Consider the following 15,521-nt stretch of genomic DNA (forward strand, 5'->3'; position numbering starts at 1 on the left):
ATGTTATTAGTTACTTTTAGATGATAATTAGCTATATAATTATTAGGCAAAAACTAATAATTGACGAGTTAAATTATTTTGGACGGAAGCAATTTCAACCAATTAAAGGTGTTTCAAGCAATTGTACAAGAAGGCAGCATTACAGGTGCGGCACGTGTTTTGGAAATGGCCAGCCCCTCGGTGAGTCAAGCACTAAAAGTTCTTGAAAAACAACTAGGATTGCCATTATTTACCCGCACAACCCGAAAAATTGAGTTAACCGAAGCCGGGCATTTACTTTATCAGCGCACACAAAGCTCGATGCAAGCGCTTGATATCGCCTTTGAAACAGTGAGTGAGCTAAGTAAAGAACCACGTGGTAAAGTAAGGCTCACAGCGCCCAAATTTGTTTTTACGTCATTTTTGCAACCCATCTATGCAGAATTTTGTCAGCGTTTCCCTGACATTGAACTTGAGATTTCTTTATTTGATGGCACGGTCGATATTTTAGAGCAAGGATTTGACCTTGGTATTCGCTTTGGCGACAGAATCAGCGAAGGTATGGTCGCTAAACAACTTATTCCATCAAAAAAAGATGTGTTGTTTGCATCGCCAGAATATATAAAACGATATGGCATACCAACCTCATTAAATGATTTAGAGCGCCACAAACTCATTTACTATCGCTTTATCACTTCTAATCAGTTGTTACCATTAACGCTACAAGAAGGCGGTGAACAAGTGACGATTGATGTTACGCCAGCACTGATTGCAAACGATACCGATGTTGTAAAAGATGCAGCAAAACAAGGGTTAGGTATCGGGCGCCTATTGTCCACCATGGTAGAAGATGAAATTGAACGTGGTGAGCTAATTCCAATACTCGAAGATTATTGGTTAGATGTAGCTGGCTTGTACCTTTACTTTCACCAAAATGCCCAAAAAGCCAAAAGAGTAAGAACCTTAATTGATTTTTTAATAGAAAAATCAAAATAAGCACGCAAATTTTGTGTTTATTAAGGTATGTTGTCGCCGCTGGATTTAGTGTCGATTTGAATTAAACTCAAAATATAAGCTCAATTTATTTCGTAATTATATGGCAATTGAACACGGAACTTTCACGCTGAAATTACTGCCCAACAACATTGTATTAGCTGATGCTAAAGGCCCCTGGAACATCGAAGCGGTTGAGCACTACCATCATGATATTGCTGAAATAGTAGCAAGCTTTAATGGTGCGCCATGGCGACACATTGCGATTTTACGAAGTGAAACCTTGTTTATGCCAGATGTAGTTGCACGCCTTGAGCAACATTTTTTATGGCGCAAAAAACATAATGTGCTTTCAGACACCACCATTCTTAGCAACAGCTTTAGTGAAAACATTTCAAAACAGCAAATTCATCGCATGTTTGAAAAGTTCGATATGCCCCACTTTTTTGCAAATGATTTAGATGCAGCTTTAAAGCAAATCAATGAATTAAACGCGCTTTAAAAAGTTACATAACCTGATGTTCAGTTATGTGTAGAAAAAACACTTGCAATATCTACACATGTAGAGATAACCTATATCTACACCTGTAGATGTAGAGCTAACTTATGGCACTTTCAAACTTTGAACTAGAAGTGATGCAGCTATTTTGGCAACACAAAGAAGCCAGCGCACCTCAAATACATAAATTGGTTGCCCAAACGCGAGATGTAAAATACAGCACCGTTAAAACCATTATCGATAGACTTGAGAAAAAAGGCAGCTTAAAACGCAGCAAGACCCTTGGTCGTACAATTTTTTATGCACCAACTACAGAAAAGCAATCAGTCAGCGTGCCATTAATTAAAGATTTTATAAATAAAGTATTTCTTGGAAAAAGCCGCCCGCTCGCTGCACATATTTTAGAACAAGAAGAGCTATCCATGGATGATATTGAGTATTTAGAGTCCATCTTAAAAGAGCGTAAAAAGGATTTGGGAAAATGATTGCTTATTTGGTGATAAATACCTGTATTACTTTGCTTGTAATGGCTTTATTAAAGTTTACGCATGGATCAAATAACGTTAATTACTCACTAACGGTATTTGCGTTATCTGTTTGGCTTTTACCTTACCCAGTATTAGCTGAAATACTGTCTTCAAATAACTTGGTAAGTCCTGTAATTTTGTCACAAACACTTACAACGATTAGCCAACAACAAGATAATTTGAACCGTTATTTAATCGATTATCAGCAGCTAAGTTCAATTGCGCTATTTGCCTGTTTTTTAATAGGATTATGTATATTCGCAACGCGCTTAAAAAATCAATTAAGTAGACAAGCAATTATCAAAAGTAGTAAATCATTCCACTATTGTAGTGCGCTCTCTAAGCAATATAATACTTCGGTATATCGTGCAGATAATGTACCAAGCGGCATGCTAATGGGCATTTTTACCAGCAAGATTGTGGTCGCTAATGCAATAACCCAACCTAATCAGCTAGCACTGATTATTAATCACGAAAAAACCCATCAAACAAGAAAAGATAACTTACGCCTTATGCTATTAACCCTAATGGAAAGCCTTTTTTGGTGGAATCCACTGGTTAAAAAAGTAAGCGCACATACGCGCTTTTATATCGAAGCTCTGTGTGATGAACAATGTGCTAAACAATACGGCCAAACCAAATACCAACATGATTTTGCAGAGTTAATTTTACACAATCATCAAATTCAAAATTTAGCATTCAATTGCACTGCAACCTCAAATAAAAATAACAATATTCAACGACTAAAGCGTCTCAAGGAGCAAAGAGAAATGACAATAAAAAGCAAACTAGCTTATACACTTACAATTACAACTGCTTTATTACTAATGGCTTGGCACACATTTGCTCTAGCAACACCAAATAAAGAGCATCAACCTAATGACTTAGGCGCGCTTGTTAACTTTGAGTTGAATGTGACAGATCGCACTGATGCTAATCAACCAAGCACTCATTCCTCAAAAATGGCAATGTGGGTTAATTTTGACGAAAAAGCAGCATTTAAAATTAGTGATAAATTTCATTTTAATTTTAAAGTTTCTCAGCGAAGCGATGTTGCTGACGTTGAAATCGAAATACTTGAAGTCACAAATTCCGGCAGAAAAATTGTCGAAAAACCAAAATTATCCGTTGCCTTTAACCAACAAGCAAAAATTGAAATTGACAACTATCAGTTAAGCGAAAACGCCTATTCAATTTCTTTTGTACCGAGCAAGGCAAAAAAACCGGAATAAATAGCTATACCTACATAGATAAATAAGCACAAATAGCAGCTTCAAGATTTTAAATTTACTAGGCCGTTAAAAACGGCCTTTAATGTTTAATTAAAACCTTCCATCATAGTCATGAAAATAACCCCCTCATTAGAACAACAAAAATTTATTTATCGCAGAAAGACGTTTAATAAACTAAATAACTCGTATATAAAACTTTCATGGGTAGAAGTAAAAAAATAATTCATCCTAGCTCTGAATAAATACTCCACCCTTAATATTATTAACAGGAAATTTGCCTTTTTTCTGAAACTGATAAAATGTTAATTGTCAATTAACTATCTGACTAGTAACAACTTATTAACAATTTTATAAGTTCCCCTAGAATGTAAACAGGCGATGTTGCGGTAGAAAAAGAGGCAACTTTCCTCTTAATAAACTGTTATGTGTTTAGGAGAGTCATGAGTAAATATCTCGTATTTTTATTAACGCTGTTTTGTTCATTTTTTTCAAAAGCAGATTATGAAGTTACTTTAGAGTGTGACCATCAAAAAATGGCATCAGTGGATCCACATAAGCATTATTTAGTTAGGTTAGCTGATGTAAGGGTAAACCTCATGCATCAAACTGCTAGAGTTAACTTGGATAAATTAGACTCGTTAATATTTGATACCCTTGACTCAATAAATAATCTAGGGTGTTACTCTGATAATTTAGATAACTTAAAAAAATTAAAGTCTCATTATCTTCAAAAATCGCCCAACTCCCATAAAATAGTCGAGTTATTAACTGATATGGGTGCGTAAACACATAACAAGCAATTAAAGCGGGCTTTTTACAGTTTGCTCGGTTTCGCTGCGCTACACAATTTTAGCAAACTATTAAAAAGCCCCTTAATGTGGGCGTTATATGTACAGGACGTTATGAGTGAACTTGATGAAAAGTTAAAAAACCTAGTTTGGTCAGATAGCACGATTTCAAATTACGCACATGACTTAGCTGGAAACAGATTTCAGCTAGAGTTTAAAGATTATCTATTTTCTCAAATAAAAGTTAGCTTTCTTGACGTAGATTTTTCTTTTATAGATGACCCTGTTTATATCAGTAATGCAAAGTTTAAATTCGAAGACAATCATCATGTAATTGAGCTCTTCGATGACGATGGTATCGTTTTAAAGCTAAAGTATTTAAACAGTGAAGTACGGTACATATAACAAGCCAATTAAGTGCGGGACTGCTATCGCTTGGCTCGGTTCCACTTCGCTCCAATCTACAATTTTAGCCAAGCATTTTCAGGCGCTTAGTGACGTCAAAATGTTTTTCGGTAAAATGGAGTCGTCGATTTGAAATATTATTTATTTATCGTGCTTTTGGGAGGCTGGGTTTTAAATCTAAACGCAGTGGAAAGAGTAAAAGGAACGCAAATTGTTATAGAGCCACCAACTTATCTTGAGCCTGCAAAACGGTTTTTGGGCTTCACAGATGAGGAATACGGAACGTTCATAATGATAACCGAAGTTCCATCTCCTATTAACGAAGTTATGGAGAGCTACACTGTAAATGGATTAGCAATTAAAGGTCTTAACTTACTAAGTGTTGAAGACATTAAGTTGGGGAATGTTCCTGCTAAGTTAATGAAGCTGCATCACACGGCCTATGAACTCGAATTTACCAAATGGAGCTTGGTATTTGGGGATAACACTAAATCAGTTATAATCGTAGCCTCATTTCAAACAGCACTGTCAGATGAGTTATCTAATAAGCTTAAAGAAACTATTCTAACGGCTCGATGGGAGCGAGATTCTAAAGTTGATTTATTTGAGGGCCTCCCTTTTAAAGTTGATGAAACAAAATCACTTAGATTCGCTAAAAAAATAAGCAATGCTCTTATTTTAACAAGTGATGGCTCATTCCCTATTGCTGATAAAGATTTACCTTACTCCACTGTAGCTGCCTCCTTTTCAAATACTTACGAGATTGATGAACGCTCAAAATTTGCTCGCGATCGTTTCATGAAAACACAAGAATTTAAAAATATAGAAGTTCTTAGCCAAAACCAAACCAAACATCAAAATTTAGATGTAGAAGTTCTATTAGTTAAGGCTGTGGATGTTAAATCAAATAAATGGAAGTTTATCCACTTTTCAATGCTTTTTGGTGAAAATAGCTACTACATCATTGAATCTATTGCCGCACTAAAAGAAAAAGAAAACATAGAAAAAGAGTTTGGGTTATTGTTGGCGAGCTTTGTAGAAGTATAAAACATTACAAGCTAAGTCAGTGGGATAATATTAAACTTGCTTTGCTTGGGGCGTTACCACCGTCCGCGTCTGGCACTTAGCCGTAACTCAAAATCTAAAGATAAACAGGGCTATCGAGTCTTGTTTAATCTTAAAAATACAAGGATTTGATTTAGAAACTCTCTGTACAAGGAAGCTTGATATGTATTTTAAGCCCACCTAAATGTGATGGCTGTGCGTTAATTGTTCCATCATGGGCTTCAACAATACGTTTGCAAATAGTAAGGCCAAACCCCGCACCACCTGTTGCACGGTTGCGTGATTTATCAACGCGATACAGTCCTTTAAAGATATTATTTAATTCAGCCTCAGAGACACCTGGTGATGTATCTTCAAATTCTATTACAACGTGCGATTTTGCGCTTAAAATTCGTAAATGCACTTCCGCTGTAGGTTTGCTATGGCGTACAGAATTTTCCGCAAGGCGCTTGAAAAGCGAACTAACCAGCTGGTTGTTTAGGCAAACCTGTAAAGTGAGCGGCAGCTCTATATAACTTGCAAAAATAACCCCATGCTGGTTAAAAAAATGTGTTAAATCGCGCACCTGCTGCTCAAAATAATGAGAAGCATTGTAGCTACGACTCTTACTGGTTATCCCCTTGATTTCACAGCGCGATAACTGTGTTAATTCATCAAGCAATCTTTCAATTTCAAGCACTTTTTGCTCGAGTTTTTGCTGATTTTTTTTAGTTTGATCAGCATTATTTAACGTAAGTTTATACAGCTGTAATTTTATCGATGTAAGTGGTGTTCTGAGTTCGTGAGATAAGTCCGCAATTAGTCGTTCAGTATCAGTATTTTGAGTTGACGTTAATTGAAGCGCTAAGCGCTGATATTTCAAATAAAAAAAGATGCAAAAAATGAAGAGCACAACACTCAATAAAACCAAGCTTAGAATCATTTATTTTTTGTCGCAGTACTAAAGCGATAACCCATGCCATACACTGCACTTATAGCCGCACTTGCAATCCCGTGTGCTTTAAACTTTTTTCGGATATTTTTCACATGGCTGTCTATTGCCCTGTCAGTAATATCGCGAAACCCAGGGTAAGCTAAGTCGATAATTTGATCGCGAGAAAACACGCGCTCAGGTGAATTATATAAAAGTGCGAATAAGGCATATTCAAGTGCTGATAACGGCACAACTTGACCTAAATAGCTCACTTCTTTGCGCTCATCATTAATATTAAATTGGCTAAATTGAATTTGCCCTTGCGTGCGGCGAATAACGGCATCAATGCGAAGCATTAGTTCAGCCATATCAAAGGGTTTGCATACATAATCATCTGCACCAAGCGAAAGACCCGATAGTTTGTCAGCTTGCTCAACTTTTGCGGTTAACATAATAATTGGCACATTCGTAAACTCTCTGATTTGTTTACAGCATACTTCGCCATCTTGTCCGGGCAACATCAAATCAAGTAGTATTAAATCCGGCTGGAATTGCATGACCTTATCTTTAACAGCAAGACCATTACTTTCAATTTCAGCGCTATAGCCGTGATATTCCAATACATCTTGCAAATCTTCTGCGATATCCAAATCGTCTTCAACAATCAGTATTTTTTTTGTCATTTAGCTACGCTCACCTTATTCAGTCAATTTTAATGTTAACAAAGATTCGAACTTAGTTGGTGTTTTAAATCGCTTGAGTAATGCGATAGGTTTGGGCTCTTTAATCGAAACATATTCTGCGGTTTTAGGATTATAAAGGTACGCTAAGCGCCATTTTTTACCCTGTTGAACAATGGCTTTTATGGCTTCAATAACATATTTTACTTCGCTGTCTGTATTGATTGGGTGAAATGAAATACGCACCCATCCCGGCTTTTCTTGTAAGTGACCATTATCAATGCGATCGGTGAACTGTTTACTTGTTTCTCTGTCGATATTCAGTAAAACGTGGCCATATGTACCCGCACAAGAACACCCACCACGCGCTTGAATGCCAAATTTATCATTCAGTAACTTAACCACTAAATTATGATGCAAATCATCAATATAAAAGGATAAAACACATAACCGTGCCGCTTTATTAGGTGCTAACACATGTAGCCCATCCAGCGTTGTTAACTGCTGATAAATGTATTCGGTAATGCTTGCTTCACGGGCCAATATTTTTTCTGTGGTCATCTCGTTTTTTAGCTTAATCGCAAGCGCGGTACGAATAGCCTGTAAAAAACCAGGGGTACCGCCATCTTCGCGTGCTTCAACATTATCTAAATAGCGTTGCTCACCCCATGGATTACTCCATTTCACGGTGCCACCACCTGGGTGATCAGGTACCGCGTTTTTCACTAGTGCCTGATTAATTACCATTAAGCCTGAACTACCCGGCCCACCCAAAAACTTATGCGGGGAAATAAAAATACCATCAAGATACCCCAATGGGTTATCTTGTGGGTGCATATCAATATCAACATACGGTGCTGATGCCGCAAAGTCGACTAAACAAATCCCACCTGCAAGGTGCATTTTTTCAGCCATTTTATGGTACGGGGTCATAACCCCTGTCACATTACTGCACGCGGTAAATGAGCCTATTTTTAATGGCACATGTTGGTAGAGATCTAATAGGTATTCCATTGCCGCTAAATCAGGCAACCCATTCTCATCTGGCGGAATAATTTCAAGGTGCACATCACACGCTTGCCAGCTAATTTGATTGGAGTGATGTTCCATATGTGTAATCAGCACTAACGGCTTTTCGGCTACTTTTGGCGCATTTGATTTTAGTCCAAGCATACGCTGCAACTTGTTAATCATTGCCGTCATGCCTGCACCACCAAACAACACCAAATCAGTATCGCCAGCATTAACATGTTCTCGAATTACGTGTTTTGCATCATCATAAGCTGCGGTGGTCGTTGCCCCCGTTAAATTACTCTCGCTGTGGGTATTCGCGATATAAGGGCCTATTTGCTGCGACATAAAGTCTTCAATCGGTCGATATAAGCGACCACTTGCAGTCCAATCAGCATATACAATTCGCTTTCCCTGCGGTGTAACGAGTTTGTTTCCGATTGTATGGTTTCTAAATGATTTAAAGTAATTGGCATGTTTTAGCATAGTAAAGCCCTAAGTTTTGCTATTTCAGCAAAGCGCTATACGAAAAGGTATCAATTCAACATCGAGCGAAAAGGCCAATAAGCTATTGGCCATTGACTGAAGCGTCACAGTTAAATATCGAAACCTTTAATCTCGATATTTAATGTTTTGCCATCTTCACCACTGAAAACGATATCGGCTTTACAATTTTCAGAGTTTAAATAGCGTGATTTAACCTTTGAACGGTATTTTGTAGAGTAGTAGCCCATCTCAAAGCTACAGCTGCTCCAATACGAAGAATTTTTCTTTTTCACTGACAATTCGAAGTCACGGGTAAACTCAACATTTGTGCAGTTATTGCCACAGCCTTTTTTTACTTCTTCTTTTAGGCCATTGTATTTAAAGCGCTTAGAATCATTGTTACCAACAGATTTTTCTCTGTCGTCAAAGTGGTTACGTGCAATGTTTACAACGATGCGCTCACCTGCACTGTTTTTTACTTTAAAGTGTTGATCAAACGCTAAATTTGCATCTCCTGCGCTTACATTACCTGCAGCTAACACTGCAAATGCAGCACTTGCGATTGCTTTTAGTTTCATAATATTTCCTCTGTTTAGTTAGAGTTACAACGTGTTAAGCCAAACCGGCTAAAACGCTGATTGGTTGATGGTAGCTAAAACTTGATTGGCTTCTTGGCGGATTGCTTGGTGTTCTATTTGCTCTGAAACACGCACTAATAATTGGCGTACATCACTGCTTTTATCGAGCTCTTTTAGACGAGTAAAAGCATGATAAGCAACCGTATAGTCAGGATGATGCAAATAATGAGTTAGCAGATACGCATTTTCATGGGTCAAACTGCCCTCAATAAAATCCAAAACATATAACTGAACATCAACAGCCATTGTGTGCGCATTTTCGAGCACGTGCTGTAACGCATCATTTGGCAAATCAACTCTATCGATATTTTTAAGCGTATTTAGCAGTTGCGTGATTTCTTGTTCGGTTTGCGCTTGATTGAGCGCAATATGTAAGTGCGTTGCAGCATCATCAAGTTGCGATTCAACCAAAGCAATTTGCGTTTCAAATGTGTCGGTATGTGTATCAGGCGCGTCTGTTTCTTCATCCAATTGGGTTGGACAAATCACGTTTGTTTCATGTTGTTTTGCCACTGCTGCATCAAATAGCACAGCTTGATTAACAACGTGTGCTGAATACGGTGATGTTTTTTCTAAGGCTGCAGATAGCTCATGGGCAAGTGCTCGATTTGCCAAATACAAGTGTAAACATACCCCACCTAAACATATCAAAACTAACACTGTCACTAGACGACTCATCACTGATTGCTCACTCACTAAAACCAATGATGAAAAGTTTGCAGCGCAATTGTGGAGAAAAAATGGAAGAATAATGCAGAAATGTATTTTTTATTTTGTTAGGTTAAAAAATATAAATGCTTGTAACATCCTAATAATTACTTTGCGCAAGCAATCACTCCTTCACCAAGGCTTTATTTATGAACTATTTTTTCAATGTATCTATGAGCGTTTTACTATTCGCTTGTGTTTCCTTCTCAGTACATGCAGATACAACAAAAACACCTCAAGACATTGAAAAAGAGCTCGCGACGGTTAACAACACATCAGAGGCGAGACTGCCTCTTTTAGTTGAAATGGTTAAGCAATGCTGGCGAAAATGCCCAGATAAAGCAGAGTTTTACGGTAATCAAGCACTGTTAGCATTTGAAAGTGAGCCTAATTTTCAACTCGAAGCTGAAATGCTGGTATTTATGCAGCGTATCTATATTGATCGTGGCGATCACGAAACGACAAAATCACTATTAAAGCGAGGCATTGAGGCAGCGACCAAAGCTAAAGACGATACTAACTTATCGTATATTTTGTTTAATCAGGCCATCTATTATTACATCAATGACAAGTTGATTTTAGCACTCGAGACCTATCGTCAATTAGAGCAAACTTATAAACGCACCGAAGACCTACAAGCGCTAGGTAACCTTTATAATAACATTGGTAATGTTTACAAAAAGCTGGGCAATTTAGGCAGTGCATTAGAGCATTACCAATTAGCATTACCGCTTGTAAAAACCCATAGTAAGCAATCCGATTATGCTAATACCTTGATGAATATTGGTGAGGTATATCATCTTTTAGAAGATTACCAACAAGCACTCGATAATACCCTTTCGGGTATGGCACAACTCAAAAAAGAAAGCACACCGCTGCATCAAGTCGAGGGGAATATTCGTTTAGGTCGTATCTACTTAGCGTTGCAACAACCTGATGTCGCATCAACGCATTTTGATAACGCGCTTTCAATCGCCATAAAGCACACATACCAAACGCGTATTCTAACCATTTATTTTGACAAAATTTTGCTGGCACTTGAAACAGGACAGGTCGATGACGCGCAGCAGGCATTAACGGCATCAACTGAATGGCTTTCAGACTCTTTGCCCCAAGTTTACGCATCTGCACATAATTTTTATGCTGCAAAAATCGCGGTATACAACCAAAACTGGCAAGAGGCAGAATTACTGCTACAACCAATTATTGATGCTGGCGATTTTGACCAACGCTTTTACAGTTCAATTGATGCCATTAATGTCATTCTGCAGGTCAAAGAAAAGCTTGGAAAGCTCGAAGAAGCTAACAAACTGGTTAAAACCATTCTTGAACAATATCAAGCAAATGAAGAAGCAAATAGACAAAGCCAAACTCAGCAATTAGCTGAATTATACAAAACAAGTGTAAAAGAACGTGAAATCGCTGAGCTTAAAGAAAAATCAGCCCGCCAAGAGCTGCAAGTATTGATTGAAAAACAAGAAAAGAAACAACTAATTTATATTCAATTATGTGTGGCTGGCGCATTCTTATTACTATTGGTTTTAGGTTATCAACGCCGCAAAGCGCTTAAAAAAGAAGCGCATCTTACAGCGCAGTTAATGGAAGACAAAAAACAATTTTTTGCTGATATTTCCCATGAGCTGCGCACACCTTTAACTGTTTTCAAACTTAAGTTGAATAAATTACAAAGCGGTATGACAACCAACCCTGAGCGTGAATATCAACGACTACATAATCGCCTAGATCAGTTTACTTGTTTGGTGAATGATATTTCGCTTTTAGCACAATCCGACCAAGGCGAGTTGGCTCTGAGCTTTACGGAAGAACCTTTAGCACCCTTACTTGAGGGCTTTGCTGAAGAACTCGCGCTAATTGCCGGTGACCACCAGCTCGAGCATCACATTGAATTCGCCCTACCTGAAAATACATTTATAACCATTGATAAGTTACGCTTTGGGCAAGTGATGCACAATCTATTTAGTAATAGCTGTCGATATACTGATGCACCAGGCAGCATACATTTAAATGCACAGGTGAGTAACAATAAGCTGATTATTAGTATTGAAGACAGTGCACCAGGGCTTAGCCAAGAGGCGTTGACGCAATTATTTGAACGCTTATACCGCGTCGATAAGTCACGCAGTAAAGCACTTGGCGGCAGTGGTTTGGGCTTATCAATTTGCCGTGATCTGGTAAAACATCACCATGGCGAGATTACCGCATCCAACAGTAAGCTTGGTGGCGTAAAAATCATGATATCTCTGCCATTAATGCAAACCACTTAGTTGTTTTAAAAGATAAAGCTAAATATGGTAATTGAACATTGTGCATAAGAGCTGACACCTTTACTTTTTTGTTTGCAAGAATCCGGTGACCTTATCAGCCTTTAAGCCCGTTTTATGCCATTTAGCTTGCTCTTCACAAAAAATATTTGCGTCTACCTCTTTACTTGGTTCTTGATCAAGGCTGCCCGCAGGCACAATCAAAAACTTTTTATTTTGGGTTAAAAATGGCAGCCCTGAGCCACACTCGCTGCAAAATACTCGAGAAAAAGCACGTGTAGGATGGTCAAATCGTTTTGTCAGTTGCTGACCTTTTGTCCAGACAAGGTTGCTTGGAAGTGTAAATAAGTTAGCGGCATGCGCACTGCCTGACAGTTTACGGCACTGCTCACAGTGACAGAAAAAGAATTTTTTAAAGTCATCTTTTACAGTAAAGCCAACAGCGCCACAGCAGCAACCACCTGTTAATTGTTCACTCATTATTTCTCCTATAAGCGCTTTGGAATAGGCACCTAAGTTCTACGCTAAACAATTGAGTCACTTTGTTCAATCCCCTATTTTAGAAACATTGTTAAGCGTAAAGCTCAACAAAAAAGCCAGAAAACTAAACAGAGTGAAACAAGCCATTACAGCCACCAGCGAATACTGAGCAATAACACCTGAAATTAAACCAATAACCAGTAATACGACCCCAATGAAGCTATTACTAACCGAGACATAATCTGTGCGCTGATTGCCTTTTGCCATATCCACGAGGTAGGTTTTGCGTCCTTGTCGGACCCCTTCGTGTACGATCAATAGTGTAAAAAAGAGCATTAAGTAATACACACTGTTACTTTCATTTAGCCAGATAAAAATCGCAGCAAGTCCACAAATCATACTATTTATTAAGGCTGTGAAGGTCATAAGGCGTTTACTGTTTTTATCAGCAAGTTTGCCCCAAATTCGACCACTGATAAAACTCGCTACCCCACCTAGAACAACCAAACTAGCAAGTGAAACAAGGTTAGAAGTTTGATTTGCTTGCGCCTGCAATACGAAATAAGGTGCAGCAAGACCTGAGCTAATCATTAAGCTTCTAACTATCACAAAACGCAAAAACTGCGGATCATCGGTTATCAGCTGCAAATTACGTTTAACAATTGCCTTTGTGTCGGTTTGCTCCTTTTTGCTTTCAGCAAACTCTTTGATGAAACCAAAGCTAAGTGCACTTAATAAGAAGCAACACGCTCCCAATGACAGTAGTATATCTACTCCGCCAAATTTGCTATCACGAAAATATAAAAAAGCACCAAGCGCAATACTGACCGCACCCGCCATACTTGCTGCGGTTCCTGACAAAGTACCACGTTTACTCTTATCAATGGTTTTGCCTAGCACATCTTTGTTGGCGATAGATGAAATCGCGCGGAATAAACTAAATAGTACTGTTAAAGAGACAATGGCGATACCAGCACTGCTACCAGTAAAATTAAGCGCAACATACAACAAAGCAAAAACAACCAAACTTTGTAGCAATGCGCCATAAATTAAAAAGTGTTTACGAGTAGTAAAACCACGAATATACGCGCCAAGAATAATTTGCGGCAACATAGCACCAGATTCGCGTATTGGAACTAAGAGCGAAGTAAGAAAAACAGGCGCACCAGTAGTGGCCATCATCCACGGTAAAACCACTTTTGCACTCGTAAGTGCATCAGCAATTTTGCTAAACATTGAGGCCATTAAAAGCAGCAGATAATTGCCCCGCTGCACATTGCAGGCGCTATCACTTAGTTCACTGCATTCAAGGTGTTTATTTGTGTTGAGTCGAGCATGAAGTTTGTCAGTAAGTTTTGAAGTATTAGGCATAAATCCTTTTTAAGTAGCACGATTTTTGAATCAGAGACAAATTACACTACGCTGTATTTACAGTAAGCGATCAGGCGGCAAAATAAGTGTAAAGCCCCTTTACTACCTATTTGCCATTGGATGATCTGGATTTAGCTGCAACAGATCCCAACGATTACCATATAAATCTTCAAATACTGCTACGGTACCATATGGCTGCTCTTTCGGTTCACGAATAAAGTGAATACCAATTGCTTTCATATGTTCATAGTCACGCCAAAAGTCATCGGTATTTAAAAATAAAAACACCCTACCACCTGCTTGATTACCAATAAATGGCGCTTGCTCTGGTTTAGATGCTTTAGCAAGTAACAAGGCCACACCATGTGAATTTGGCGGAGCCACGACCACCCAGCGTTTATCTTGCTCAGCCTGATAACTGTCTTCTAACAGCTCAAATTTTAATTTATTAACATAAAAATCAATTGCTTCATCATAATCTTTAACGACAAGCGCAACGTGTACAATATTCTGTTTCATAGAAATCCTAAACGATTTTGAAAACTAATATTCTAGATATTAAATACGCTGACTAACAATTTAATCGTTAAAACAACAAAAGCGGCCTAAGCCGCTTTTGAAATATTACAACGCTAAAACCACATGGTTCTATCGCTCTCGATTTATAAATGTGTAAAGTGTTTCAGCATCAGAAAACGCTATATCAAGTAAGCAGTGTTCAACTAATAATGAATGCAATTGCTGTACTGACGTAATGGGATAAACTATTTGTTCCTTTTCAGCATCATCAAAAAAAGTGACTTCGCGATTGCGTATCAGCACCCGTTCGTTTTCCATAACCCGTGATACCACCAGGTTATTAACAAATGCTGCGCCTGCGAATTGTGAGCTATAAAAGTGGCCTATATTGCAATCCATTTCAGTAAATTCAGCTAAATCAAAACGGTACAAGGTAATAGGCTGCGTATTTGCAGACGTATACTCAAGCCGATAGTGGTTATTATCCATTTCTATAACCGTATAGCGCCCGTTGATAGTATCAATATCGCCATTTTTTAGCGGTACAATAAAGCGTGGGTTCATTGCACCAAACCCGACATCAATGAGGTATTGTTCACCTTCAAACGTTAATAAAGTCACTCGGTGTAAACGACCATTATCTTCTTTTCCGTCAAGTAAAACTCGCGCAATTAAGGGTTTTACAGAGAAACCTAAATATTTTAATACCAGATACATCACTTTGTTATGTTCAAAACAGTATCCGCCAGTTCTGTTAAAAACTACGCGCTCAAATAAGGCTTCTGCATCAAGTGATAAGTTAGCATTTAAAATCACATTGCAGCTGCTAAATGGTAAGGTGGCAATATGCTGCGCTTTAATATGGCTGATAAGTGACAGCCCAGTTAGCGTTGTATTGATGTTTAACTGGGTTAAATATTTTTCGACTAGTTGTTCCATCACTTA

At 38.2% G+C, this 15,521-nt stretch carries 17 protein-coding genes; 8 read left to right on the top strand and 9 right to left on the bottom strand.

Translation table 11 applies throughout. The features are described from left to right. The first annotated feature begins 78 nt into the window (after window positions 1-78). From OM33_RS15000 to OM33_RS15030, 7 genes are all read left to right on the top strand, one after another. Entirely contained in the window at window positions 79-975 is an 897-nt protein-coding gene (locus OM33_RS15000) for a LysR family transcriptional regulator (protein WP_040134703.1), read from the top strand. Between the two features lie 100 nt (window positions 976-1,075). Beyond that, entirely contained in the window at window positions 1,076-1,474 is a 399-nt protein-coding gene (locus OM33_RS15005; RefSeq protein WP_040134705.1) for a hypothetical protein, read from the top strand. A 104-nt stretch (window positions 1,475-1,578) separates the two neighbouring features. Beyond that, window positions 1,579-1,956 (top strand): BlaI/MecI/CopY family transcriptional regulator, encoded by a 378-nt coding sequence (locus OM33_RS15010; protein WP_040134707.1) that lies wholly within the window; start codon window positions 1,579-1,581, stop codon window positions 1,954-1,956. Continuing rightward, complete coding sequence (locus OM33_RS15015; protein ID WP_040134709.1) at window positions 1,953-3,230, top strand: M56 family metallopeptidase; 1,278 nt, start codon at window positions 1,953-1,955, stop codon at window positions 3,228-3,230. The genes OM33_RS15010 and OM33_RS15015 overlap by 4 nt, the downstream gene beginning before the upstream one ends. Window positions 3,231-3,670: 440 nt before the next feature. Beyond that, window positions 3,671-4,015: a hypothetical protein gene (locus OM33_RS15020; protein WP_040134711.1), complete on the top strand. Its 345-nt coding sequence runs from the start codon at window positions 3,671-3,673 to the stop codon at window positions 4,013-4,015. A 90-nt stretch (window positions 4,016-4,105) separates the two neighbouring features. Further along, window positions 4,106-4,423, top strand: a complete 318-nt coding sequence (locus OM33_RS15025) for a hypothetical protein (RefSeq protein WP_199922587.1) — start codon at window positions 4,106-4,108, stop codon at window positions 4,421-4,423. A 129-nt stretch (window positions 4,424-4,552) separates the two neighbouring features. Beyond that, window positions 4,553-5,470 (top strand): hypothetical protein, encoded by a 918-nt coding sequence (locus OM33_RS15030; protein ID WP_040134715.1) that lies wholly within the window; start codon window positions 4,553-4,555, stop codon window positions 5,468-5,470. A 151-nt stretch (window positions 5,471-5,621) separates the two neighbouring features. On the opposite strand, the gene OM33_RS15035 is transcribed toward OM33_RS15030, so the two are convergent. The 5 genes from OM33_RS15035 to OM33_RS15055 all read right to left on the bottom strand — a co-directional run bounded on the left by OM33_RS15035 (window position 5,622) and on the right by OM33_RS15055 (window position 9,882). After that, the gene (locus OM33_RS15035; RefSeq protein ID WP_199922588.1) at window positions 5,622-6,350 is read right to left on the bottom strand and encodes a sensor histidine kinase; all 729 of its coding nucleotides are present in this window, start codon (window positions 6,348-6,350) and stop codon (window positions 5,622-5,624) included. A gap of 56 nt (window positions 6,351-6,406) precedes the next feature. Continuing rightward, window positions 6,407-7,084 carry a response regulator transcription factor gene (locus OM33_RS15040; RefSeq protein WP_040134718.1) on the bottom strand — a complete coding sequence of 226 codons (678 nt, stop codon included), beginning with the start codon at window positions 7,082-7,084 and terminating at the stop codon, window positions 6,407-6,409. Window positions 7,085-7,099: 15 nt separating this feature from the next. Then, window positions 7,100-8,578 carry an aminotransferase class V-fold PLP-dependent enzyme gene (locus OM33_RS15045; RefSeq protein ID WP_052141075.1) on the bottom strand — a complete coding sequence of 493 codons (1,479 nt, stop codon included), beginning with the start codon at window positions 8,576-8,578 and terminating at the stop codon, window positions 7,100-7,102. Between the two features lie 110 nt (window positions 8,579-8,688). Next, a complete protein-coding gene (locus tag OM33_RS15050; protein WP_040134719.1) occupies window positions 8,689-9,156 on the bottom strand; it encodes a hypothetical protein in 468 nt (155 codons plus the stop codon). 48 nt (window positions 9,157-9,204) lie between these two features. Then, window positions 9,205-9,882, bottom strand: a complete 678-nt coding sequence (locus OM33_RS15055; RefSeq protein ID WP_199922589.1) for a hypothetical protein — start codon at window positions 9,880-9,882, stop codon at window positions 9,205-9,207. A 191-nt stretch (window positions 9,883-10,073) separates the two neighbouring features. On the opposite strand from OM33_RS15055, the gene OM33_RS22110 reads away from it, so the two are divergent. Then, window positions 10,074-12,209 carry an ATP-binding protein gene (locus OM33_RS22110; protein WP_052141076.1) on the top strand — a complete coding sequence of 712 codons (2,136 nt, stop codon included), beginning with the start codon at window positions 10,074-10,076 and terminating at the stop codon, window positions 12,207-12,209. A 60-nt stretch (window positions 12,210-12,269) separates the two neighbouring features. On the opposite strand, the gene OM33_RS15065 is transcribed toward OM33_RS22110, so the two are convergent. The 4 genes from OM33_RS15065 to OM33_RS15080 all read right to left on the bottom strand — a co-directional run bounded on the left by OM33_RS15065 (window position 12,270) and on the right by OM33_RS15080 (window position 15,515). Further along, window positions 12,270-12,686, bottom strand: a complete 417-nt coding sequence (locus tag OM33_RS15065; protein ID WP_040134723.1) for a GFA family protein — start codon at window positions 12,684-12,686, stop codon at window positions 12,270-12,272. A 66-nt stretch (window positions 12,687-12,752) separates the two neighbouring features. Further along, window positions 12,753-14,057, bottom strand: a complete 1,305-nt coding sequence (locus OM33_RS15070) for an MFS transporter (RefSeq protein WP_040134725.1) — start codon at window positions 14,055-14,057, stop codon at window positions 12,753-12,755. 102 nt (window positions 14,058-14,159) lie between these two features. Next, a complete protein-coding gene (locus OM33_RS15075; RefSeq protein WP_040134727.1) occupies window positions 14,160-14,576 on the bottom strand; it encodes a VOC family protein in 417 nt (138 codons plus the stop codon). 129 nt (window positions 14,577-14,705) lie between these two features. After that, entirely contained in the window at window positions 14,706-15,515 is an 810-nt protein-coding gene (locus tag OM33_RS15080) for an arylamine N-acetyltransferase family protein (RefSeq protein WP_040134728.1), read from the bottom strand. Window positions 15,516-15,521: the final 6 nt, after the last annotated feature.

It is taken from the genome of Pseudoalteromonas piratica, from assembly GCF_000788395.1.
GTDB classification, from domain to species: domain Bacteria; phylum Pseudomonadota; class Gammaproteobacteria; order Enterobacterales; family Alteromonadaceae; genus Pseudoalteromonas; species Pseudoalteromonas piratica.